This window comes from Mesorhizobium sp. M1403, assembly GCF_040317695.1.
Lineage (GTDB): Bacteria > Pseudomonadota > Alphaproteobacteria > Rhizobiales > Rhizobiaceae > Mesorhizobium.
Map to the genome: position 1 here is coordinate 51,089 of NZ_JAMYKY010000024.1, position 22,791 is coordinate 73,879.

General features: G+C 62.4%; 21 protein-coding genes and 1 tRNA gene. 11 read left to right on the forward strand and 11 right to left on the reverse strand.

Annotation, left to right across the window (positions count from 1 at the left end):
* The first annotated feature begins 71 nt into the window (after nt 1-71).
* Together bchE and NKH01_RS27855 are read left to right on the forward strand one after the other, a co-directional pair.
* A complete protein-coding gene (bchE, locus tag NKH01_RS27850; RefSeq protein WP_353023403.1) occupies nt 72-1,613 on the forward strand; it encodes a magnesium-protoporphyrin IX monomethyl ester anaerobic oxidative cyclase in 1,542 nt (513 codons plus the stop codon).
* Nucleotides 1,614-1,834: 221 nt separating this feature from the next.
* On the forward strand, nt 1,835-2,233 hold the full coding sequence (locus NKH01_RS27855) for a RidA family protein (RefSeq protein WP_023718205.1): 399 nt from the start codon (nt 1,835-1,837) through the stop codon (nt 2,231-2,233).
* Between the two features lie 132 nt (nt 2,234-2,365).
* Here NKH01_RS27855 and argB read toward each other — a convergent pair whose 3' ends face one another.
* Together argB and NKH01_RS27865 are read right to left on the reverse strand one after the other, a co-directional pair.
* Nucleotides 2,366-3,259 (reverse strand): acetylglutamate kinase, encoded by an 894-nt coding sequence (gene argB / locus NKH01_RS27860; protein WP_023677482.1) that lies wholly within the window; start codon nt 3,257-3,259, stop codon nt 2,366-2,368.
* 96 nt (nt 3,260-3,355) lie between these two features.
* Nucleotides 3,356-4,852: an amidase gene (locus NKH01_RS27865; protein ID WP_352909832.1), complete on the reverse strand. Its 1,497-nt coding sequence runs from the start codon at nt 4,850-4,852 to the stop codon at nt 3,356-3,358.
* 127 nt (nt 4,853-4,979) lie between these two features.
* Between NKH01_RS27865 and NKH01_RS27870 the strand changes: the two genes are divergently transcribed.
* The 4 genes from NKH01_RS27870 to msrB all read left to right on the forward strand — a co-directional run bounded on the left by NKH01_RS27870 (nt 4,980) and on the right by msrB (nt 7,654).
* A complete protein-coding gene (locus tag NKH01_RS27870) occupies nt 4,980-5,519 on the forward strand; it encodes a sigma-70 family RNA polymerase sigma factor (RefSeq protein WP_352495030.1) in 540 nt (179 codons plus the stop codon).
* Nucleotides 5,516-6,220, forward strand: coding sequence for an anti-sigma factor (locus NKH01_RS27875; protein WP_353023405.1), 705 nt, complete (start codon nt 5,516-5,518; stop codon nt 6,218-6,220). The genes NKH01_RS27870 and NKH01_RS27875 overlap by 4 nt, the downstream gene beginning before the upstream one ends.
* 204 nt (nt 6,221-6,424) lie before the next feature.
* Complete coding sequence (locus NKH01_RS27880) at nt 6,425-6,982, forward strand: fasciclin domain-containing protein (RefSeq protein WP_352858989.1); 558 nt, start codon at nt 6,425-6,427, stop codon at nt 6,980-6,982.
* A gap of 171 nt (nt 6,983-7,153) precedes the next feature.
* The gene (gene msrB / locus NKH01_RS27885; protein WP_292655897.1) at nt 7,154-7,654 is read left to right on the forward strand and encodes a peptide-methionine (R)-S-oxide reductase MsrB; all 501 of its coding nucleotides are present in this window, start codon (nt 7,154-7,156) and stop codon (nt 7,652-7,654) included.
* A gap of 125 nt (nt 7,655-7,779) precedes the next feature.
* Here the strand turns inward: msrB and NKH01_RS27890 are convergent, their stop codons facing one another.
* Nucleotides 7,780-9,333 (reverse strand): DHA2 family efflux MFS transporter permease subunit, encoded by a 1,554-nt coding sequence (locus tag NKH01_RS27890; protein WP_352484355.1) that lies wholly within the window; start codon nt 9,331-9,333, stop codon nt 7,780-7,782.
* A gap of 67 nt (nt 9,334-9,400) precedes the next feature.
* Nucleotides 9,401-10,579, reverse strand: a complete 1,179-nt coding sequence (locus tag NKH01_RS27895; protein WP_352484316.1) for an HlyD family secretion protein — start codon at nt 10,577-10,579, stop codon at nt 9,401-9,403.
* Nucleotides 10,580-10,722: 143 nt separating this feature from the next.
* Here NKH01_RS27895 and NKH01_RS27900 point away from each other — a divergent pair, with 143 nt between their 5' ends.
* Nucleotides 10,723-11,472: a TetR/AcrR family transcriptional regulator gene (locus NKH01_RS27900; protein WP_352484315.1), complete on the forward strand. Its 750-nt coding sequence runs from the start codon at nt 10,723-10,725 to the stop codon at nt 11,470-11,472.
* A 21-nt stretch (nt 11,473-11,493) separates the two neighbouring features.
* Here the strand turns inward: NKH01_RS27900 and yihA are convergent, their stop codons facing one another.
* The 5 genes from yihA to rpmH form a co-directional block, all read right to left on the reverse strand.
* Complete coding sequence (gene yihA, locus NKH01_RS27905; RefSeq protein WP_353023384.1) at nt 11,494-12,153, reverse strand: ribosome biogenesis GTP-binding protein YihA/YsxC; 660 nt, start codon at nt 12,151-12,153, stop codon at nt 11,494-11,496.
* Nucleotides 12,150-12,788 (reverse strand): CatB-related O-acetyltransferase, encoded by a 639-nt coding sequence (locus NKH01_RS27910; RefSeq protein ID WP_352591267.1) that lies wholly within the window; start codon nt 12,786-12,788, stop codon nt 12,150-12,152. Before NKH01_RS27910 ends, yihA begins: the two co-directional genes overlap by 4 nt.
* 144 nt (nt 12,789-12,932) lie before the next feature.
* Nucleotides 12,933-14,756 (reverse strand): membrane protein insertase YidC, encoded by a 1,824-nt coding sequence (gene yidC, locus NKH01_RS27915; protein WP_023718215.1) that lies wholly within the window; start codon nt 14,754-14,756, stop codon nt 12,933-12,935.
* A gap of 13 nt (nt 14,757-14,769) precedes the next feature.
* A complete protein-coding gene (gene rnpA / locus NKH01_RS27920) occupies nt 14,770-15,123 on the reverse strand; it encodes a ribonuclease P protein component (RefSeq protein ID WP_023718216.1) in 354 nt (117 codons plus the stop codon).
* A 23-nt stretch (nt 15,124-15,146) separates the two neighbouring features.
* Complete coding sequence (gene rpmH / locus NKH01_RS27925; RefSeq protein WP_008833937.1) at nt 15,147-15,281, reverse strand: 50S ribosomal protein L34; 135 nt, start codon at nt 15,279-15,281, stop codon at nt 15,147-15,149.
* 334 nt (nt 15,282-15,615) lie between these two features.
* On the opposite strand from rpmH, the gene NKH01_RS27930 reads away from it, so the two are divergent.
* The 4 genes from NKH01_RS27930 to NKH01_RS27945 all read left to right on the forward strand — a co-directional run bounded on the left by NKH01_RS27930 (nt 15,616) and on the right by NKH01_RS27945 (nt 19,964).
* Nucleotides 15,616-17,103: an ATP-binding protein gene (locus NKH01_RS27930; protein ID WP_353023387.1), complete on the forward strand. Its 1,488-nt coding sequence runs from the start codon at nt 15,616-15,618 to the stop codon at nt 17,101-17,103.
* A gap of 324 nt (nt 17,104-17,427) precedes the next feature.
* A tRNA-Arg gene (locus NKH01_RS27935) sits at nt 17,428-17,504 on the forward strand.
* A 320-nt stretch (nt 17,505-17,824) separates the two neighbouring features.
* On the forward strand, nt 17,825-18,721 hold the full coding sequence (locus NKH01_RS27940; protein WP_353023407.1) for an ankyrin repeat domain-containing protein: 897 nt from the start codon (nt 17,825-17,827) through the stop codon (nt 18,719-18,721).
* Between the two features lie 931 nt (nt 18,722-19,652).
* A complete protein-coding gene (locus NKH01_RS27945; protein ID WP_352640270.1) occupies nt 19,653-19,964 on the forward strand; it encodes an antibiotic biosynthesis monooxygenase in 312 nt (103 codons plus the stop codon).
* A gap of 45 nt (nt 19,965-20,009) precedes the next feature.
* Here NKH01_RS27945 and NKH01_RS27950 read toward each other — a convergent pair whose 3' ends face one another.
* Entirely contained in the window at nt 20,010-21,152 is a 1,143-nt protein-coding gene (locus tag NKH01_RS27950) for an alpha-hydroxy acid oxidase (protein ID WP_352716540.1), read from the reverse strand.
* A gap of 78 nt (nt 21,153-21,230) precedes the next feature.
* Complete coding sequence (locus NKH01_RS27955) at nt 21,231-22,337, reverse strand: LacI family DNA-binding transcriptional regulator (RefSeq protein WP_353023389.1); 1,107 nt, start codon at nt 22,335-22,337, stop codon at nt 21,231-21,233.
* Between the last annotated feature and the right edge of the window lie 454 nt (nt 22,338-22,791).

A 22,791-nucleotide genomic window follows, 5' to 3' on the forward strand; every position in this document is an offset into this window, starting at 1 on the left:
GAGCCAATCTCCAGCGCTAGATCGCCGACTACGACATGCGGACCGCCATTGCATAAGGTCCGCCATGAAAAATCGTCCTGATCAACCCGCCACATACGGCCATCGGCAGCCGTGTGCCGGACGACCATCTGCCGCCGCTCGGTTTGCTGGCACTGGGCGGTCCGCTGATCGACGCGGGACATCAAGTGCGACTTGTGGACGCCGAATTCGGGCCGATGCCGCTTGCCACGCTGGTCCGGGACGCCTTGAGCGATCATCCCGACTGTATTCTGATCGGCCATTCCGGCTCGACCTCTGCGCATCCGACAGCCCTACTGATCGCCGGCATGGTCAAACACATCGATCCGGCGACAATCCTGATTTATGGCGGCGTGTTTCCGACCTATCACTGGCGCGACATACTGGCCGAAACGGAGGCCTTCGACTTCATCGTTCGTGGCGAGGGGGAGGCGACCATCGTCGCGCTGGTCGAAGCGCTTGAAAAACGCAAGCCGCTGTCGGATGTGGCGGGCATCGCCTTTCGCGACGATTTGCGCCGGCCTTTTGCCACCAACCCGGCAAGGACGATCGCCAATCTCGACGACTACCGCATCGGCTGGGAACTGATCGATATCACTCGCTATAGCTATTGGGGAGGCAAGCGTGCGGTGGTCATGCAGTTCTCGCGAGGCTGTCCGCATCTGTGCAACTATTGCGGCCAGCGGGGGTTCTGGACGCGCTGGCGGCACCGCGACCCCGTGAAGTTCGCGCGGGAGATTGCCTGGCTATACCGCGAGCACCGCGTCGAGCTGATCAACCTTGCCGACGAGAACCCGACCTCGTCCAAAAAAGCCTGGCGCGCCTTTCTCGATGCGATGATCGCCGAGAATGTGCCGGTGCTGATCGTCGGCTCCACCCGCGCCGACGACATCGTCCGCGACGCCGGCAGCCTGCATCTCTATCGCAAGGCCGGCGTCATCCGCTGGCTGCTTGGCATGGAAAATACCGACGAGCAGACGCTCCAGTTGATCCGCAAGGGCGGCAGCACCTCATCCGACCGCGAGGCGATACGGCTGCTGCGCCTCAATGGCATCTTGTCGATGGCGACCTGGGTGGCCGGTTTCGAGGACGAAAGTTTCCGCGACCTCTGGCGCGGCTTCCGCCAGCTGATCGCTTATGACCCCGACCAGATCCAGGCGCTCTATGTGACGCCGCACCGCTGGACGCCGTTCTTCAGGATTGCCAGGGACCGCAAGGTGATCCAGCTGGACGCCCGCCTGTGGGACTACAAGCACCAGGTGCTGCAGATGACCCGCCTCAAGCCGTGGATGTTGTTCTTCGCCGTCAAGCTGATCGAACTGGCCGTGCAGTCGCGGCCCAAGGCCTTGGCGCGCATCCTGTTCCACAAGGATCCGGAGCAACGGCATTCGATGCGCTGGTACACCAAAATGGGCCGCCGCGTCTGGTTTCGTGAAGTCTGGGGCTTTCTGGTCCGCGACCGCCGCCTGAAGAATGGCCCGACGCTCGCCGAATTCTGGGGCGCGCCGCAAGACCAGGAAGAGGAATCGATGGTGGTCGCGCACCCGGCGCGCAGGCTGACACCGCCTGCGACCACGATTTCGCCGCGCGCCTGACCGGCTCGGGCAATCTTTTAACAAGCATACGCAACGTATGTATATTGACATACGGAATGTATGTACCCACTTCGGGATACGGGACGGATATCAGCGACCGCCCCGGAAAATGGAACGCAGCGATCCAAAACCCCGAAGTCTTGCGAGCGGCTCTCACCTTCTCGGAGAAGCCACATCGCGATGGTCGGGACCGGCCTGCCTTGTTTGAATGGAGTGAAACAATGACCAAACGCGATGCGATCTTCCCTGCCGGTCGGCAGGCCCTCTACGAAATCAATCGCTATTCGGCGGCGATCCGCTCAGGCGGCTTTCTGTTCGTCTCGGGCCAAGTCGGCAGCCGCGAGGACGGGTCGCCGGAGCCAGCCTTCGAAAAGCAGGTCCAGCTTGCCTTCGACAATCTCGCGGCGGTGCTGAAGGCCGCCGGTTGCACGTTCGACGACATCGTTGACGTGACCACGTTCCACACCGACCCGGCCAAGCAGTGGGAGGCGATTGACGCCGTTCGACTTAGGGCGATCGGTGAACCGCCCTACCCGAACTGGACCGCGGTGGGGGTGAATTGGCTGGCGGGCTTCGATTTTGAGATAAAGGTCATCGCGCGCCTTCCTCAGCCCGGATGATCGATTGGCGGCGAGCGACGAAGGCGGAGACTACCTAGTCGATCGTTCGCCCGCCCGCCTGTCTCGACAAGCGGCGCGATGGTGATCGGATGGTCTTCCGGTCTGTCGCGGCGTTGGACAGACTGAGGCCACTCACGGCACGATCAGCGTGCCGGCGCCGTGTTCGGTGAACAGCTCGAGCAGCACCGCATGCGGCGTCTTGCCGTTGAGGATGACGACGCCTGCGACGCCGCGCTCGATTGCCTCGATGCAGGTCTCGACTTTGGGGATCATGCCGCCCGAGACCGTGCCGTCCTTGATCAGGGCCTTGGCCTCGGCCACGGTCAACTCGTCGATCAGCTTCTTGTCCTTGTCGAGCACGCCGGGCACGTCGGTGAGGAACAGCAGGCGCGTCGCCTGGCAGGCGCCTGCGATGGCGCCGGCAAAAGTGTCGGCATTGATGTTGTAGGTATGGCCGTCGCGGCCGGGCGCCACCGGCGCCAGCACCGGGATCATTTCGGATCGTGCCAGGAGGTCGAGCAATGTGCGGTCGACCTCGACCGGCTCACCGACGAAGCCCAGGTCGAGCACCCGCTCGATGTTGGAATCCGGATCGATCATGGTCTTGCGCGCCTTTTCGGCAAACACCATGTTGCCGTCCTTGCCGCACAGGCCGATCGCCCACTCGCCCTCGGCATTGATCAGCGCGACGATCTCCTTGTTGATCGACCCGGCCAGCACCATCTCGACAATCTCGACGGTCTTCTGGTCGGTGACGCGCAAGCCGCCCTCGAATTTGGATTCGATGCCCATCTTGCTGAGCATGGCGCCGATCTGCGGCCCGCCGCCATGCACGACGATCGGGTTGACCCCGGATTGCTTGAGCAGTGCGATGTCGCGGGCGAAGGCCTTGCCGAGCGCGATGTCGCCCATCGCGTGGCCGCCATATTTCACCACGACCGTCTTGTTCTCGTAGCGCTGCATATAGGGCAGCGCCCTTGAAAGCAGCGCGGCCTGCATTTCGGCGGTGGCGGCGACATCCGTCATCGGCGTGGTTCCCAGCTTGGCATGAACGGCGGCGTCTTAGCGGGAATTGGACGAGGGGGCAAACGGCTTTGTTGTCACGATCGATCAAATCACCGCCTATGCCGGCACCTGCAGCGGCGCCCGCCGGCCCAGCCATCCCGAGATCTTTTCCATCTGCGCGGCGAACGACAAAAGCGTCTCCTCGTCACCGGGGCGGCCGGCGGCCTGGACGCCGAGCGGCAGGCCGGCATCGGTCACGTAAACCGGAAGCGTGATCGACGGTTGCCCGCTGACGTTCTGGATCGCCGGCCAGTGGGTGAACCAAAGGCTCTTGTCCATCAGCTGGCCGAATAGCGGCTTGAACTTCAGCAGGCCGGCGAGGCGCAGTCTGTCCAGGACATTCTCGATGAATTCGTCGGCGCCTTTCGGGTCCATGGTGCCGCAGGCGAGCGGCGGGTGCGCGATGACAGGCATCAGCACTGCATCATAGTGCGCGGTTTCGGTGATAAGGCGGCGCGAGGTTGCGTGCAGCCGCTGCAGGCCGGCATAGATTTCGCCGGCCGAGAGGATTTCACCGAACCGGCTCATCACGCGCGTGGCGCGTTCGATATCGCCTGAGATGGAGCGGCCGACGCGCAAGGCCTCGCCACGCATCGTGCCGGCCACCGCCGCGGCGACGGTTCTGGCGAAATCGGCGATGAAATCGCGGTCGATATAGGGCAGGTCGATCTCCTCGACGCTGTGCCCGCCTTCGCGCGCCAGCCCAATCGCCGCATCCAGAGCTTTCAAGGTTTCTTCCGAAATCGGCAGGCCGAGCGGCGATTTTCGGTAGAAGGCGAGCTTGAGCTTGCCCGGATCGCGCCCGGCGGCCGCAGTGAAACTGCCGTTCGGCGAGGGTGCCGCGTAGGGCGACAGCGGTTCGGGCCCGTGGGTCAGGTCGAGCAGCAGGGCCGTATCGCGCACCGAGCGGGCCAACGCATGGTCGACGACAAAGCCGTACCAGCTTTCAGTGACGAGCGGCGTCAAGGGCACGCGGCCGCGCGAGGTTTTCAACCCGACCAGCCCGGTACAGGCCGCAGGCACCCTGATCGAGCCGCCGCCATCCGAGGCGTGCGCCACCGGCACGACGCCGGCCGCGACCAGCGCAGCCGCGCCGCCCGAGGAACCGCCGGTCGTGTGAGCGGTGTCCCATGGATTGCGGGTGACGCCGTAAGCCACCGACTCGGTCACCAGCCTCAGCCCGTGTTCGGGTGCGGTGCTGGTGGCGATCGGGACCAGGCCGGCGGCCAGATAGCGTTCCGTCATGACCGAGTTAAAATCGGGGGTGTAGGCTGGGATGCGGCTGCCGCCATGCGTCGGCACGCCCTTCATGGCAATACCGAGGTCCTTCAGCGCAAAGGGCACTCCGGCAAGCGGCAGCTTGTGGTCGACGGTTTTCGCCCGCGCCCGCGCCGCCTCATAAAGCGGTTCGGCGATGGCGTTGATCTCCGGCCGGGTGGCCTCGGCCCGAGCGATCGCCGCATCGACGAGATCTTGCGGTGTGATCTCTCCCTTGTGTACGAGTGCGGCCTGGCCTGTTGCGTCATGCTCCCACAGAACCCGCTCAATCGACATGGTCGCCCTCCCGCTCATGGCAAGCTAGCGGGCGGCGATTTCCTTGGCAATCGACGCTGGCGCTGCCGGTGCGGCCAGACCATTTCAGTCGTTGCAAATACATTGCAATCGCCTAATTTGGCGGCCGATGACGCCGCAGGACATCAGCAACCTGATTGTCCGGACCTCGATGAAGGACCGGGCCGCGTTCGATCTGCTCTACCGGCAGACCAGCGCGAAACTTTTCGGCGTCTGCCTTCGTGTATTGAAGGACCGGGGAGATGCAGAAGAGGCGCTTCAGGAGGTCTTCGTCAAAATATGGACGAAGGCGGACCGTTTCGCCGTTTCGGATCTGAGCCCGATCTCCTGGCTGGTGGCCATTGCGCGCAATCATTCGATCGATAGGATCAGGGCGCGGCGAGAGCCTGCCGCCTATATCGATGCCGCGCTCGACGTGGCCGATCCGGCGCCGGGGCCGGAGGCCATGGCCGTGGCGGGCGGTGAGTCCGGACGCATCTACCATTGTCTCAAGGAATTGGAGAAGGACCGGGCGGCGGCCGTCCGGGGCGCCTATCTGGATGGCAAAAGCTATGCCGAACTGGCGGAGCGCTATGGCGTGCCGCTGAACACGATGCGGACCTGGTTGCGGCGCAGCCTTTTGAAACTGAGAGAATGCCTGGAAAGATGACGCTGGCTGACGACAATGGACCGGAAGGTGGGGGTGACGACCTGTTCGCCGCCGAATACGTCCTTGGCGTGCTGGCCGCCGACGAACGCGAGATCGCGTCGCGCCGCATCGACGCCGATGCCGCCTTCGCGCGCCTTGTCGATGCCTGGGAGGCGCATCTTTCGCCGATGGCCGCCGCCTATCCGGAGACAGAGCCTCCGATCAGGGTCAAGGAAGCATTGGACCGCCGGCTGTTCGCTGCAGAGCCGCGCGCCGGCCTCTGGTCGAGCCTTGGCTTCTGGCGCGGTCTTGCCGCCGCCGCCATTGCGACGCTGGCAATCTATATTGCCTTGCCTTACGTCAATCCACCGGTCGTCGAGCCGCAAACCCGGCTTGTCGCTTCGCTGGCAGCCGAAGGCAGCGATGTCAAATATCTCGTCGTCTACGATGCCGTCCGTCACGATGTCGGCCTTTCCCACGTCTCCGGCGAGCGAGCCGCCGGCAAGGACTTCGAGCTGTGGATGATCGAAGGCAAGAATGCGCCGGTGTCGATGGGCGTCATCCCGGCCGGTGCGACCGCGCATCTGGCCATCCCGCCCGCCGTCCGGGAGAAATTGGCGCAAGGCGCCGTGCTTGCGGTCAGCGTCGAGCCTGCCGGCGGTTCGCCGACCGGCCAGCCGACTGGACCGGTGGTCGCAGCGGGCGATCTGAAGAGCATCTGACCGATTCTTGCTTCGGAAGAAGACCTGAAATCTATCTTCCGCGATTTAACCGCCTGCAAAGCTTGTTGGCGGCTGTCGATCCGCGCCGGGCAAATTGTAGCGACAAATATTTTTTTGCGGAGAGGGCGAAACTCCGGCATTTCCTATTGCGTATCTCCTTGCGTTCCCGAATGAGGGGAACGATAACCCGAGGAGATTGAAATCATGCGTAAATTCGCCACCCTTTTGCTTTCCGGAACGGTCGCCATTTCTGCGCTCGCCACCATTGCCTATGCCCAAAATCCGATGGTCGGCGGCGCCGCCATGTACGCCCAGAAAAACATCGTCGAAAATGCTGTCAACTCGAAGGACCACACGACGCTGGTCGCTGCCGTCAAGGCAGGCGGCCTGGTCGATACGCTGCAAAGCGCTGGCCCCTTCACCGTGTTCGCGCCGACCAACGAGGCCTTTGCGGCACTTCCAGCCGGCACGGTGGAGACGCTGCTCAAGCCTGAAAACAAGGACAAGCTCGTCAAGATCCTGACTTGCCATGTCATCGGCGCCAAGGCGATGGCCGCCGACGTCGCCAAGATGGTCAAGGATGACGGTGGCACCCACAAGGTCAAGACGGTCGGTGGTTGCGAACTGTCGCTCAAGACCGACGGCGGCAAGGTCACCGTGACCGACGAGAACGGCAATGTCGCTAATGTGACGATCGCCGATGTCGAGCAGTCCAACGGCGTCATCCACGTCGTCGACAAGGTTCTCCTGCCGAAGATGTAACAAACGCACGCTGCCGGCGAAGATATCGCTAAGGGCCTCCCTGCGCACACTCCGCGCCGTTCACGCAAGTGGATAGGCGCGGAGTCCCGCTTTGAGGACAGCGATCGTCACCGGCTTTTGATTTCCGTGTGGCGGTCGAATTTGGCACAAGCAGTAACAGGAGGAATGGGCATGAACCGTCGCGAGCTTCTTTTGAGTGGTGCGGCAGCCATTGGCGTTGTCGCAGGCGCCACCGCGCTGCGCATGGGCGGAGCCCAGGATGCACGCGCGGCCGAGACTTTCGAGGTTACCAAGACCGAGGCCGAGTGGCGCGCCATCCTGTCCGACGCGGCCTTCAATGTGCTGCGCAAGGAAGGCACGGAATACCCGGGCACCAGTCCGCTGCTCAACGAGCACCGCAAAGGCATCTTCGCTTGCGCCGGCTGCGACCTGCCGGTCTATTCGTCAGAGACCAAGTTCGATTCCGGCACCGGCTGGCCGAGCTTCTGGCAGGAAATCCCCAACGCGATCGGCAAGACCGTGGACAGGTCGTTGGGCATGACCCGCACCGAGGTCCATTGTCGCCGCTGCGGTGGCCATCTCGGCCACGTCTTCGACGACGGTCCGCCGCCGACCGGGTTGCGGCATTGCATCAACGGTGTCGCCTTGACCTTCAAGCCGGCGACGGCCTGAGGATGGCTGCGCCCCTGACTTTGTCGGAGAGCGCGAGGACTTCGTAATGGTTGATTTTGCGCATGACCCCGAAATCGCTTTTCGGGGTCATGCGCGAGGGCGCCAGGCGGGGGATCCAGCGCGCCTCAATGGCCTCCGCCACCGCCGCCCTGAGCGGCTGGCTTGCGGATCACCAGGGTGAAGAGCCCAAGCGTCGCGAACAAAACCGTCAGCATGAAGAATACGTCCATGAACGACAGCAGCGACGCCTGCTGCTGGACCATGCCTGACAGTTTGGAGATGGCCGCCTTGGAGGCGTCGAGCCCGGCGGTCTGCTCGAAGTTGAGCGTCATGTTCTGCAGCTTCTGCTGCGCAGCGGCACTTCCCCATTGCACGTGCTCGGAGAGCCTGGCGTAGTGGAAGGCATTGCGGTCGATCAGCACGGTGTTGATGACGGCCAGGCCGACGGCGCCGCCGAGATTGCGGGTCAGGTTGAACAGGCCAGACGCATTCTTCAGCCGCTCCGGCGGCAGGGTTCCGAGCGCAATGTTGTTGATCGGCACCATGCACAGCATCATCGAGCAACCGCGCAGGATCTGCGGGATCAGCAGTTCATAGAAATCCCAGTCGGCGGTGAGATGCGTCATCCACCAGGTCCCCGTGGCGAAGCCGAAGAAGCCGATCATCATCATGATGCGCGGGTCCATCTTGTTCGACAGGATGCCGGAGATCGGCGCGGTGAAGAACATGGCCAGGCCGCTGACGAACAGCGCCTCGCCGATCATCATCGAATCGTAGCCGCGGATGCGCCCCAGGAACACCGGATAAAGATAGGTCAGACCGTAGAGGCCGATGCCGACGACGAAGGAGAACAGCGAGCCGAAGGCGAAATTGATATTGCTGAAAGCCCTCAGATCGACAATCGGCTCCTCGGCGGTGAACACGCGCCAGAAGAACAGCACCGCGCCGAAGGTCATGATGACGGCGCAGACGAACACCGCCTGATCCTGCAGCCAGTCGTTATTGGGACCTTCCTCCAGCACATATTCCATGCAGCCCAGGAAGGCGGCCATACCGGCAAGCCCCCACCAGTCGAACTTGCTGAACAGCTTGAGATTGGGTTTGTCGAAGTCGATCAGCGACCAGGCGGCCGTCGTCACCAGAATGCCGGGCACGACGTTGACCAGGAACAGCCAGTGCCAGGACATGGCATGGCTGATATAGCCGCCGACTGTCGGGCCGATGGTTGGCGCCAGCGTCGCCACCAGGCCGATCATCGGCGAGACGATGGCGCGACGCGACGGTGGGAAGATGGTGAAGGCGGCTGCAAAGACGCTCGGGATCATGCCGCCGCCGATGAAGCCCTGCACGGCGCGGTAGACGATCATCTGGTCGATATTGGTTGCGGTCGCCGCCAGCGCGCTGGCCGCGGTGAACCCTGCCGCCGAGATCGTGAACAGCACTCGCGTCGACAGCATCCGGCTGAGGAAGCCCGACAGCGGGATCATCACCACCTCGGCAATCAGATAGGCCGTCTGCACCCACGGAATCTCGTCCGAACTGGCGCTCAGGCCCGCCTGGATCTCAGCCAGCGAGGCCGAGACGATCTGGATGTCCAGGATCGCCATGAACATGCCGAACACCATTGCCAGGAAGGCGATGACGCGGCGTGTCGAGATGTGGTCGACCGGCACCGGCATGGCTGGCGCCGGCGCCGATCCTGCAGTTAGGGTTGCGGTCGCCATGACCTTTGCTCCCGGTTCCGCTTTACTTCGATGCCGAAGGCGCCGTGCGGCTGTCGACGGCGACGACGACGCTCAGGCCAGCTCGCAGCTTGCCCGTCTTCAGCACATCCGCTGGCACGTCGATGCGAACCGGAACGCGCTGCACCACCTTGGTGAAATTGCCTGTGGCGTTCTCCGGCGGCAGCAGCGAGAACACTGCTCCTGAAGCCGGCGCCAGCGACGACACGGTACCCTCGATGTCCTGGCCGTCGATCGCGTCGACCGACACTCTGACCTTTTCACCAGGCACCAGCCGGGCAAGCTGCGTCTCCTTGAAATTGGCGACGATGTAGAGCTTGTCCATTGGCACGATGACGGCGAGCTTCTGTCCAGGGCTGATCAGGTCACCCTGCTCGACCGAGCGGTTGCCGACCACGCCGTCATAGGGTGCGCGCAGCACGGTGAAGGACAGGTCCCGCACCGCCTTGTCGTGGGCAAGCTGCAGCGAGGCCAGCGTGCTGGCCGATTCCGTGCGCTGCGCCTGGAGCACGCCGATATTGGCCTGAGCCGCCGCGATCTGCGCGTCGGCGCCGGCAAGTGCGGCATTGGCTTGCTCGACCGCCGTCTGGGCATCGTCCAACTGGGCCTGGGTGCCGACGCGGGTCTTGAGCAGCTGGGCGGCCCGCGCTTGGACGCGCTTGGCATTATCGGCCGCGGCCTGGTCGGCGGTCTTCTGCGCCTGCGCCTGCTTGAGCGAGGCGCGCGCCGCCTCAGTCTGGGCATCGATGCGGTCGAGCGTCTTGCTCAACGTGGCGATCTGCGCCTCGGCCTGGGCAACGGCTATCTTGTAGTCGCCGTCATCGACGATCAGCAGCGGGTCGCCGGCCTTCACTTGCTGGTTCTCGGTCACTTTGACCTGATCGACATAGCCCGAGATTTTTGGCGAGATGAACGCCGTGTCGGCCTGGACATAGGCGTCGTCGGTCGTGATCATAAAGCGCCCGTCGGTCCAGTAATCATAGCCATACCAGGCGCCGGCGCCCAGCAGGGCCAGGCCGATGATGGGCAACAACATCGAGCGCATCGAGCGCTTCTTTTTGGCGGGAGCCAGCGGGGTGACGTCGGCGGGTTTGACAGGGGCTTCCGGCGCTTCGATCGCAGGCTGGACCTTGGCACTGGGGAAAGGGCGGACTTCGGCACTGGTGGGCGCGTTCGAGGACATGATATCTCTCTAAATTAACTGGCGCTGAATTTTGTCAGACTGAACCGTTCGGTTCGATCTCGACATTGACTTAGCGCTTAAAGAGGCCCATATCAAGAGCAATCGAACCGGATGGTTCGAATTATTTTACGAGGTGTGACATTATGGCCGAAGCCCCCAAGGCCGCTCCTTTGCCTGAGTCAGGCCCATTGCCCGGCGCTGGCAAGGACCAGTGCGATCTGCTGGACAGTCTGCCGCGCGGCCGCCCGGCCGCGGGGCAAGACCCGGTCAAGCGCAGCCAGATCATCGACGGTGCGCGCCGTGTCTTCATCGACAAGGGCTTCGAAGCCGCGTCGATGAACGACATCACCCGCGAGGCCGGCGTGTCCAAGGGCACCATCTATGTCTACTTCGCCAACAAGGAAGAGCTGTTCGAAGCGCTGATCGAGGAAGAACGCGGCACGATCTTCAAGAACATGTACGAAGTGCTGGACCAGATCGGCGACCTTCGCCAGACGCTGGTGAAGTTCGGCATCGTGCTGTCCATGAAGATCACCTCGGCGAGGGTCATCCTGGCGCAGCGGACGGTGATCGGCGCGTCGGAACGCATTCCGGAGCTTGGCGCGCGATTTTACGAACGCGGCCCGAAGCGCGGCCATGACAGGGTTGTCGTTTTCCTCAACATGGCTATCGAACGCGGCCTGCTGAAGATCGACGATGTCGAGCTTGCCGCCTATCAGTTCACCGAGCTGTGCCTGGCCGGTCTTTTCCGCCAGTGCATATTCGCCTATCGCACCAAAGCGCCAAGTGCGGCCGAGATCGAACATATCGTCAGGTCGGGCGTCGATGTGTTCCTGAAGGCCTACGGCACCGAACAGCTTGCAGAGCAGGAACGGACCTCCAGCCCCGCCTGACCAGCCGTCGGATTCCGTTGCCTATCCGCCGTTGGCGGCGAGCACGATCGCCGCACGCAATTCTTCGAGGCCTTCGCTCTTTTCCGACGACGTGGCGAGCACGAAGGGAAAGGCCGCCGGGCGTTTCTTGATCTTCTGCAGCGTTTCCTCGATCAGCCGTGGTACCCCCGCCGCCTTGATCTTGTCGGTCTTGGTCAGCACGATCTGATACGACACCGCCGCCTTGTCGAGCAGCGACAGCACCTCGTCGTCCTTGGCCTTGATGCCATGGCGGGCGTCGATCAGCACGTAGACGCGCTTCAGCGTCACCCGGCCCTTCAGGTAGTCGAACACGAGCTTCGTCCACTCGTCGACCTTTTCCTTCGGCGCCGTGGCGTAGCCATAGCCCGGCATATCGACCAGTGCCATCGGCGGCAGATCGGCGCCTTCTCCCGAAAATCCGCCCGGCACGAAATAGTTGAGCTCTTGCGTCCGGCCCGGCGTGTTGGAGGTGCGCGCCAGCCCCTCCTGGTTGACCAGCGCGTTGATCAGCGACGATTTGCCGACATTGGAGCGGCCGGCAAAGGCGATCTCGGGTGGACCCTCCGGCGGCAGGAATTTCATCGCCGGCACGCCGCGGATGAAGATCCAGGCTCGCGTGAACAATTCGATGCCGATCGTGGTCTTGTTCAACGCGTTCAAACCGCTGCCTCCAGAAGAAAAATGTTGCTGCCACGAATGGCATCGAGATTGCGGCTGATCTTTTCCACCGGCCAGTGCCACCACGCCAGCGCCAGCAGCCGCCGGATGGTCCTGTCATCGAAGCGCATCTTCACCACCTTGGCCGGATTGCCGGCGACGATCGCATAGGCCGGCACATCGTGCGTCACCACCGACTTTGCCGCCACAATGGCGCCGTCGCCGATCTTGACGCCCGGCAGCATCACCGCTTCCATGCCGATCCAGACGTCGTTGCCGACGATTGTGTCGCCACGCACCTCCTTCGACCATGTCGCCGGGTCGAAGCCTTCTTCCCAGCCGTGGCCAAAGATATTGAACGGATAAGTCGAAAAGCCGGACATGGCGTGATTGGCGCCGTTCATGATGAAACGCGCGCCCTCGGCGAGGGCGCAGAACTTGCCGATGACCAGCCTGTCGCCGATGAACGGATAATGATGCAGCACGCATTTTTCGGCGAATTTGTCAGGTCCGTCAGGGTCGTCATAATAGGTGAAGTCGCCGATCTCGATATTAGGCGCCGTCACCAGCGGTTTCAGAAAGCCGACGCGTGTGTGCAACGGGATCGGATGCTTGATCGATGGATTGGGTCCGGTCATATCGAACTCCGTCGAGCACCTGCCAGGCAGGTCAAAATAGCGCGATCCGTCCCGCAGTACCAATAGCTTAATCCAGGCCGGCAGCTTGTGCAAAAAGCCCCGGACGAACCGGGGCTTTCTGGTTTCGCATTATCGGAGCGCCGGCTATTCCGCCGGCGACGGTTTCTTGCGGAACAGCGCGACCAGATTGTCCCACAATTCGATCTTGGCGCCCTGCCGCTTCATGATCACGCCCTGCTGCAGGATCGACAACGTGTTGTTCCAGGCCCAGTAGATGACGAGGCCGGCCGGAAAACCCGCCATCATGAAGGTGAAGATCACAGGCATCCAGGTGAAGATTGCCGCCTGCGTCGGGTCCGGCGGCGTCGGGTTCATGCGCATCTGCAGGAACATCGTCACGCCCATGATCAGAGGCCAGACGCCGATCATCAGCATGTGCGGCAAGGTGATCGGGATCAGCCCGAACAGGTTGAAGATCGATGTCGGATCCGGCGCCGCCAGATCCTGGATCCAGCCGAAGAACGGCGCGTGCCGCATCTCGATGGTGATGTAGAGCACCTTGTAGAGCGAGAAGAACACCGGGATCTGCAACGCCACCGGCCAGCAACCGGCGAGCGGATTGATCTTCTCGGTCTTGTACAGCTCCATCATCGCCTGCTGCTGCTTCATCTTGTCGTCCGCGTATTTCTCGCGGATCTCGAGCATCTTGGGCTGCACCTTCTTCATGTTCGCCATCGACGCATAGGACTTGTTGGCGAGCGGGAAGAACAGCGCTTTGACGATGACGGTGGTGGCGAGGATCGCCAGGCCGAAATTGCCGAAGAATTTGTAAAGCGTGTCGATCAGCCAGAACATCGGCTTGGTGATGAAATAGAACCAGCCCCAGTCGATCAGCAGGTCGAACTGGCGAATATGACGGTCCTTTTCATAAGCGTTGATCGTCGAAACTTCCTTGGCGCCGGCGAATATCTCCGACTCCACGGTCGTCGATTGCCCGGGAGCGACCGTGACGGGATCGGACAGGAAATCGGACTGGTAGCTGTGCGGATGGGGCCCGCTTTTGAACTCGAAATAAGAGAATTTGGGCTGAAATTCGCGGCCGCTAGGCGGCACCAGGGTCACCGCCCAATACTTATCGGTGATGCCCAGCCAGCCGTCGGTCGACTTGCCTGGCTTGTATTCCTTGTCCGATTCGACGCTGGAGTATTTGTATTCCTGCAGGCCCTCGCTTCCGGTAACGCCGATCAGGCCCTCGTGCAGCACATAGGTGCTGGCGATGGCCGGCTTGTCGAAACGCGTAACGCGGCCATAGTTCGACAACGTCGCCGGCGCCGAGCCGCCGTTCTGAACCGTGTCGGATACGGTGAACATATATTGGCTGTCGACGGAGAAGGTGCGCTTGAAGGTCAGGCCCTTGTCGTTGGTAAAGGTCAGCGTGACCGGCGTCGCCGGTGTGAGCGTCGCCTTGCCGTCGGTCTGCCAGACCGTGTCGGGGCCGGGCAGCGTGCCCACATCCGGCGCGCCAGAAAAGCCGATCTCGGCGAAATAGCCGTTCGGCAGGGACGCCGGGTTGAGCAACGCGATCTCGGGCGAGGTCTTGTCGACCGTCTCCCTGTAATGCTTGAGCCGGAGGTCATCGAGGCGCGCACCGGTGAGGTTGATCGAACCTTCGAGGCTCGGCGTGTCGATCTTGACGCGGCTGGTCGAGGCAATCGCCTGGTCGCGGCCGGCCGGCGTCACCGCGTCGCCGCCAGGCGCGCTCGGAATGGCGCCGGGCTGTACCGGTGTTTCGCTGGCGCCCGGACTGGTGCCTTCGGCGGCCTTCTTCTGCTCCGCCACGCGCTGCTCTTCGATGCGGGCGGCTTCGCGCTGCATCTCGCTGCGCGGCATCACATAGAAATATTGCCAAAGCGCCAGGATCAGCACCGACAGTGCGATGGTGATGAAGAAGTTGCGGTTGTTTTCCATCGAAGCCCTTGGCCTATCGTGTTCCACGCAATCTGCGGGAGAGTTCGGCCTTCAACTGGCCAAACGGAGTGGTAAGCACGTCTTCGCGCCCGACGATGACATAATCATTGCCCGGCGCCATGTCATCCGCGGCATGCGTGCGCACGGCCTCTCTCAGCCGCCGCCGGATGCGGTTGCGAACGACGGCGTTGCCGACCTTCCTGGTGACGGTATAGCCGACGCGCGGCGCTTCGCAGTCGCCGCGGCCCAGAACCTCGACGAGGAAAAGCCGCCCGCGGCGCTTTTCGCCGCGGCGGACAGCCAGGAATTCCGCGCGCTTCAGAAGCCGCTTGGGATGGGGACCCGTTGGCTTGCCGGTTGCGGGCAACGATCTTGTCTCTCGCTTGGTGCTCAGGCGCTGAGACGCTTGCGGCCGCGGTTGCGGCGGGCTGCGACGACGCCGCGGCCACCCTTGGTGGCCATGCGGGCACGGAAGCCGTGCCTGCGTTTGCGGACGAGTTTGGACGGCTGGTAAGTACGCTTCATTTGTTTAAATACCGCGGGGTGCGGCCCTTCTTGATTCTGTCACTTTGTAACAGGAGCTTTGCCGGGCCGGTTTTGGCGCGATCGAAACCGCGCCGGGACGAATGGCCCGAGCGTGAGCGGGCTTATAGAAAGAAGGGTTTTGGAAGTCAATCCAGCGCGTCGGGCCGGCGTTGTCGGACCGGCAGGGAAGTCTTGCGGCCCTTTGTTCGGCTTCGACCAAGGATGAATTTGGCAAAAAAGCCGCAATCGCCTAATCTCACCCGATCAAGCGATCGTGAAGACAAGCAGTCCTTAAGACAAGCAGCCGTGATGACAGGCAGCCGTGACGACGAGCATGAGTGAAGTCCCAGCAACCGACGAAAGCATCGCCGAGGCGAAGGCCGCCACCCGCAGGGTGCCCTTGGCGCGCGGCCTGTCGACCAAGTTGCTGCTGCTCACCATCGTCTTCGTGCTCTTGGCTGAAATCCTCATCTTCGTGCCCTGGATCGCCAGTTACCGGCTGAGTTGGCTGAAGGAGAGGCTGAGTACTGCCGCTGCTGTTTCCATCGTCCTGGTGCAGGGCGAACCTGCCTCGCTGTCGCGTGCCGCCCAGAACGACGTGCTGATGGCGATCGGCGCCAAGGCGATCGCGGTGCGCGACGGCGGCGTCTCGCGGCTGCTGGTCGTGGCCGAAATGCCGCCGCAGGTGGACGAGCATATCGATATCGCCAATGTCGGCATGATCAAGGGCATGACCGGCGCGCTGGACACGCTGTTTTTCGGCGGCAAGAGGATGCTGCGCGTTTTCGGACCGGTCGGCGACAGCGACAAGGAGTTCGAGCTGATCATGCCCGACCACCGCCTGCGCAATGCCATGCTGATCTATTCGCGCAACGTCGCCTTCGTCTCGCTGCTGATTTCGCTGTTCACCGCCATGCTGGTCTACGCCGCGATAGACCTGATCATGATCGGCCCGATCAGGACGATGACGCGCTCGATGCTGTCCTTTTCCGAGGCGCCCGACGATCCCGGTCGCATCATTCACCCCGCCGCCCGGGCCGACGAGATCGGCGTCGCCGAACGGGAGCTGTCGCAGATGCAGGAGCGGCTGCAAAAGATGCTGTCCGAGCAGAAGCACCTGGCCGATCTCGGCCTCGCCGTGTCGAAGATCAACCACGACATGCGCAACATCCTCGCCTCGGCGCAGCTGATGTCGGACCGCCTGCGCCAGGTCAAGGACCCGACCGTGCAGGCCTTCGCGCCAAAACTGCTGCGCGCGCTCGACCGTGCGGTGTCCTATTCGGAGGGCGTGCTTGCCTATGGCCGCACCCAGGAGCCGCCGCCGTCGCGCCGCAGGCTGCGGCTGCGCCAGCTGGTCGAAGACGTCCAGGGCCTGCTCGACATCGAATACGGCATCGAATTCGTCAACGCCGTCGACCCGGTGCTCGAGGTCGATGCCGATTCCGACCAGCTGTTCCGCGTGCTCACCAATCTTAGCCGCAACGCCGTGCAGGCGATGGCGGCGGACACCGAGAGCGCCGTGGTGCGCCGCCTGACCATATCGGCCGAGCGCATCGGCAGCGTCAGCCGCATCGTCGTCACCGACACCGGCCCCGGCCTGCCGCCAAAGGCACGAGAAAACCTGTTCGCGGCATTTCGCGGCTCGGCCCGCAGCGGCGGCACCGGCCTTGGCCTGGCGATCGCCCATGAATTGATCCGCGCCCATGGCGGCACGGTGGAGCTGGTCGAAAGCATCGGCGGCCGCACCACATTCGCCGTGACCATTCCCGACCAGCCGGTCCGGCTCGACCAGGCCCGCAACGGGCTGCGCCGCCCGGCGTAACGAACCGTTTCGTTACGGATCGTTTCAATTCACAAGGGGTTGGTCCGAGACTACGAGCCATCGGCTCGGCCGCCGTGCAACGTCTCGTTTCGTTACGGACCGTTCCGATTGGCAAATGACTGATCCAAGACTACGACTTATCGGCTCGGCCGCCGCGTGACGCGATCTTGCCTTCGCCGGCCGGCGCATGACGGCAAAGCATGACTGCAAAACTTTTGGCCAGGATCGGCTTGCTTTTCGCAAATTCAGTCGCTAGGGAACAGCTCACATCGCGGCCGGTCGCCAGGATCGGATCGCGGGGCTATGCCAAGCATGGCCTGTTGCGCGCCCGTAGCTCAGCTGGATAGAGCACCAGACTACGAATCTGGGGGTCAGGAGTTCGAATCTCTTCGGGCGCGCCATTTGTAATGTACATCCCAATCCACCGGCATCGATGGACCGCTTAGCCGCTCATCATTGCCATCGTGGTGGCGCTTTAGCGGTTACCGGCAAATCTGCGGGATTCCCGGCGCTGAGAAACGACTTCTCCTGGGGGATGAGCCACGGCTGGTCGGCTGATGTTTAGGACCGCCTTGCATGCAGGCGACTGCATGCGCTGCCGCCGCCCGCCACGGCGGCGGCGAACTCGATCACACGTGCGTTGCCGCTATCGAGCATTCGTACTAACCTCTGCCCTTCTTGAAATCGTGCCGGGTCCTCAGGCTTGCCTTGGGAGATGCTAATGCGCGGGTTCTTGCCTTTCATTCTGTTGGTGCTTCTACACATTCCGATTGTATCGCATGCCGCCTCCATCCACGACGCCGCCATGAAGGGCGATGTCGCCGGGATCACGGCAGCGCTCGACGCTGGTGCCGGCGTCGATGAGAGCGACGGGGGCGCGACACCACTCTATCTTGCGGTTAGGGGCGGGCATTTTGCGGCGGCAAAACTGCTCATGGAACGCGGTGCCGACGTCAACGCCGCCCCAACACCGGCTTTGGGTCCTGCCCTCATGCCGGCTTTGGCAAAACGCAGGATCGATTTGATCAATCTGTTGCTGGATGGGGGCGCAAATCCAAATTCGAAGCGCAGCCGCGAAAACGCTATCCACATCGCGGTGAATCTCGGTTGTTTCGACTGCGTGAAGGCACTCGTCGAGGCCGGCGCGGACGTGAATGCGAAGACAAAGGACGGCAAGACGCCGCTCCATCTGGCAAAATTCAAGAGGCAACGCGAAGTCGCTGACTATCTCATATCGCACGGCGTCGTCTTGCCAACACCAGCTCCGATCTCGATGAAGTTGGCTACTGCCGATGTCGAGAAAGGCCGAACCTACTTCACCAGCGTGTGTGCCGGTTGCCACAATGCCGCGCCACAGGGAGCGACCAAGACGGGACCCAACTTGTGGAGCGTCGTCGGTCGCGACAAGGCGTCTGTGGCAAAAATGCGTTACTCCGACGCTTTGCTCGACTGGGAGGGTGTATGGACGTACGAGGATCTGAACAGATATCTCTTCGGACCCATGCTCACCACGCCGGGCGTTTACATGGAGACGCCTGGTGTTCCGGACGAGACCGAACGGGTCGACCTGATCGCCTACTTGCGCACACTCAGCGACAAGCCGATCCCGCTGCCCTGAACGTTAGCCCCAGGAGGGCCGCGGCCGGATTGCGCCCAACGCCGATGAGCGCTCGAATTCTGCATGGAGGTCACTTCGCTTCCCCTTGACGAATGACCGGTTGGATCCGATTTTGGCTGTTCAGGGGTGGCAAGGGACAGTTTATGGCGCGCAAGGCGGACCTTCGGCTCCGAGCGGTGATCTGAGAAATCGATAGGCGCAGCAATAACATACGAGTTCCCAGTTTCATCCTCTTCGGGCGCGCCATCAATCCAATGCACGGCCCGCCTCATGGGGCCTCTCGGGCGCGGTGAGCTCATAGCCGCCCGACTATGACCGTGACCGGCGCCGGTGGTCGGAGGGTCGCGAGGGCTGAGCGCCATCCCTGCCAAAAGAGGGGATGGTCTGCTGATGCCGACTCAGTCGGCCTGCTTGATCTCCGGACCCGGTTCAGTCGGCGGCGCTGGCGTGCAATCCTGGCCGGTGCATTCCTGCACGGGATCTTTCGCCGGCGGGAGACAGTTTTGGCCTTCACAATGAACGGGCGGCTGCACTGTTGCGGCTTTGTTGTTCGGCGGCACAGGCCGATCCTCAGCGCGAACGGTAAGCATTCCAAGGTCGATCATGGCCGTGCACAAGAGCGCAATCCGAAGCAAATTCATTTCCGCCTCCGCAACTGACAGCCAGATGCAGACTACACGTTTGACCTGCGGCCAACATCCTGTCACCCGCGAACGGCGTTAACAGCGCGTTTCATTGCTGGCCAGCAGGGCGCGCGATTGAGATCGAGTGTCGTCCTCTTCCTAACAAACATCGCCAGGAACAGGCGTTCGGCGTGAGATGGCTGAAGCCAACCTTCCGATTTTCCGATACGCTCGTTTGAGGGTTTGAGGTGCCTTAGGGCTTTCGCGCATTCGAGGTTCTTCAGGTCTTTCACGGGGGAACATACATGATGGCATTCAACAGCGTCCGCTTCCAGGTCAAGCCGGGAAGTGAAGACGAATTCGTCGAACTGTTCAGCAGCGCTCCGCGCAATTTCGAGGGATTGCGAAAAATGGCTCTCATCAAATCCGGAGATGGCGCCTTCTTTTCGATTGGAGAGTGGGACACTTTCCAGCACATGGTCGATGCTCGGCCCAAAATGCTAGGCAATCTTGATCGGTTCCGGCATACGTTGCAGCAGCTTGAAGGCGGATATACGGATGCTGTTTCCGGCGAGGCCGTCTTCGAAACGGACGGCAGGAGCGGCGGCAGGTCGGTGTAGTGTTCGCATTTCGACAAAGCTTATGCCGTGCGCATCTCCCGCCACTCACCTAAACCGCACATTCCCCCTGGAAAGCTCGGCCACCGACCTGCATCCCATCAGCCGCATGCCGCGTTCGATTTCGGTTCGCATCAGGCCGAGCGCCCGTTCGACGCCGGCCTGTCCGGCGGCTGCCAGCGGGAACAGATAATACCGCCCGACGCCGACGGCCTTGGCACCCAACGACAGGGCTTTCAGCACATGCGTGCCGCGCTGGACGCCGCTGTCGATGATCACGTCTACCTTGTCGCCCACCGCGTCGACGATCTCCGACAGCTGGTCGAACGGGCTGCGCGAGCCGTCCAGCTGCCTGCCGCCATGATTTGACAGAACGATGCCGGTGCAGCCGATGTCGACCGCCTTGCTGGCATCGGCAACGCTCATGATCCCCTTCAGGCAGAACTGGCCGTTCCAGAAGCGGACCATGTCTTCGACGTCCTTCCAATCCAGCGATGGATCGAGGATCTCCGTGAAATAGCGGCTGATGGAAAGCGCTCCGCCGCCGAGATCGATATGGCCGTCCAATTGCGGCAGGCTGAACTTGTCGTGCGTCAAATAGTCGATGGCCCATCTCGGCTTGATCGCGAACTGCATCATGCCGCCGAGCGTAAGCCGAAAGGGGATGGAAAAGCCGGTCCGCAGGTCACGCTCGCGGTTTCCGCCGGTGACGCTGTCGACGGTCAGCATCATCACCTCGACGCCGGACGCCTTGGCGCGCTCCATCATGGCGCGGTTCAGGCCGCGATCCTTATGGAAATAGAACTGATAAACCTGCGGCGTCCGGTGCTTGCGGACTTCCTCCAGGCTGACCGTCCCAAGCGACGAGACGCCAAACATCGTCCCGAACTTCTCCGCCGCCGCGGCGACGGCGCGCTCGCCGCTATGGTGAAACAGCCGCTGGAGAGCCGTCGGCGAGCAATAGACCGGCATCGCCAGTTTCTGGCCCATGACGGTGACCGACATGTCGATCTGCCCGACACCGGCAAGCACGTTTGGGACGAGGTCGCAGTCCTCGAACGCAGCCGTGTTGCGCCGCAGCGTCGTCTCGTCGTCCGCGCCGCCATCGATATAGTCGAAGATCGGTCCTGGCAGGCGCTGTCTGGCCAGCCTGCGAAAGTCCTGAAAATTATAGCAGCTTTGCAACCTCATAGGGCTCAATCGGATCTATGCGGGGCGCGATGTCAAGCCTATGCAATTGCCGATCGCCGACTATTCCGCCGCCTCGCGTCAGCCCGCCACCGCGCCAACCGACTCCCGCTCCACCAGCGGGCATTCGAGCTTGGTGATGGGATGGCGGCCACGACCGGGAGGGGCGGGGACTTCCAGCTGCTCGATCGCCCATTGCCCCATCGCCATATGCGGCAGGATCGACGTCGTCAGCGGGGGGAACAGATGGCGCGCGATCTCCTCGTCGTCATAGCCGACCACCGAAATATCCTGGGGGATGTGCAGGCGGGCCTCCTTCAGCGCCTCGTAGCAGCCGATCGCGGTGCGGTCGTTCTGGCAGAAGATGGCGGTCGGCCGGTCTTTCAGCGCCAGTAGCTTGATGGTCGCGGCATAGCCGGCGCTCGCCGACCAATCGCCTTCGACGACCAAGGCCGGGTCGAACGGGATGTCGGCTGTCGCCAGCGCCCGGCGGTAGCCCTTCAGCCGGTCCTGCGCCGCCTGCATCCATGGCTCGCCGGTGATGGTGGCGATACGGCGATGGCCATGGCTGATCAGGTGCCGGGTCGAGCTCTGGCCGCCGGCGATCTCGCTCGGCACCACGGCGGGGAAGGCATAGTCGGCGGTGTAGCAGTTGAGCAGGATGACCGGAATGTCGAGGCCGTAGAGATACTCCGGCGCGACGATCTCGCGGGTGAAGATGGTCATGTAGATCAGCGCCGAAATGCCCTGCTTGGTCAGCGCCGCGATGGCCCGGGGCTCCATCACCTCGTCGCCCATGGTCTGCGCCACCAAAAGTACATTGCCAGCGTTCCACGAGGCTTGCCGCGCCCCTTCAATGGCGACGACCGCCTCCGGGCTGGTCGCCAATTGGTCGACGGCGAAGCCGATCACGCCATCCAGCCCGTCAAAAGCGGCAACCGGGGCTCGCAGGGCGGAAAACACCGGCGGCGCATAACTGAGGGCCAGCGCCGCCTCTATCACCCGCTCACGAGTTTGCTGCGATAGCCTGATGCCCGGCGTGTTGTTGAGGACGAACGAAACCGTCGCCTGCGAACAACCGGCGGCCCTGGCGATGTCGGTCATGGTAACGCGGCCTCTGGGGTTTTTCCCGGACGGCTTGCGCCGCCTGGTACCCTCAAGGACGGGATCGCGCAGTGGTTCGTTCATGTCATTCGTCCCTCAAATCTCGCATTTATAAGGTAAAGCGATGCTAATAGATATAAGTGCCCTCTTAAGTGATTTAGTCGCGAATCCGACGTGACAGCGCATTGGGAGGCTTCTCCTTTCTTGTGAGAATCCCGATTAAACTAATACTCTTTACTAATATCCGGCGGCCCTATAACGTCAATCCATCATGCTCGGACGAACATCGGACCCGCGCATGTTCGGAACGTAAGCCAGCCTGGTGGCGGACAGTTCCCGTCAACCGAAGCTCGCCTGCCGTTTCGAGGAAATGTCAGACAAATCGGACTATTTACGAACGACGAATGAGTCTCTAAAGTCGACGATCGCGGCTGGAATGGCGTCGTTCTTCGCTGCCGGAACCCTGAGGAGGAGGGCGTCCAAGCCGCGCCGGCACGTTCATCATCAGCGAAAATTACTGAGTCAAATGGGAGGTTGA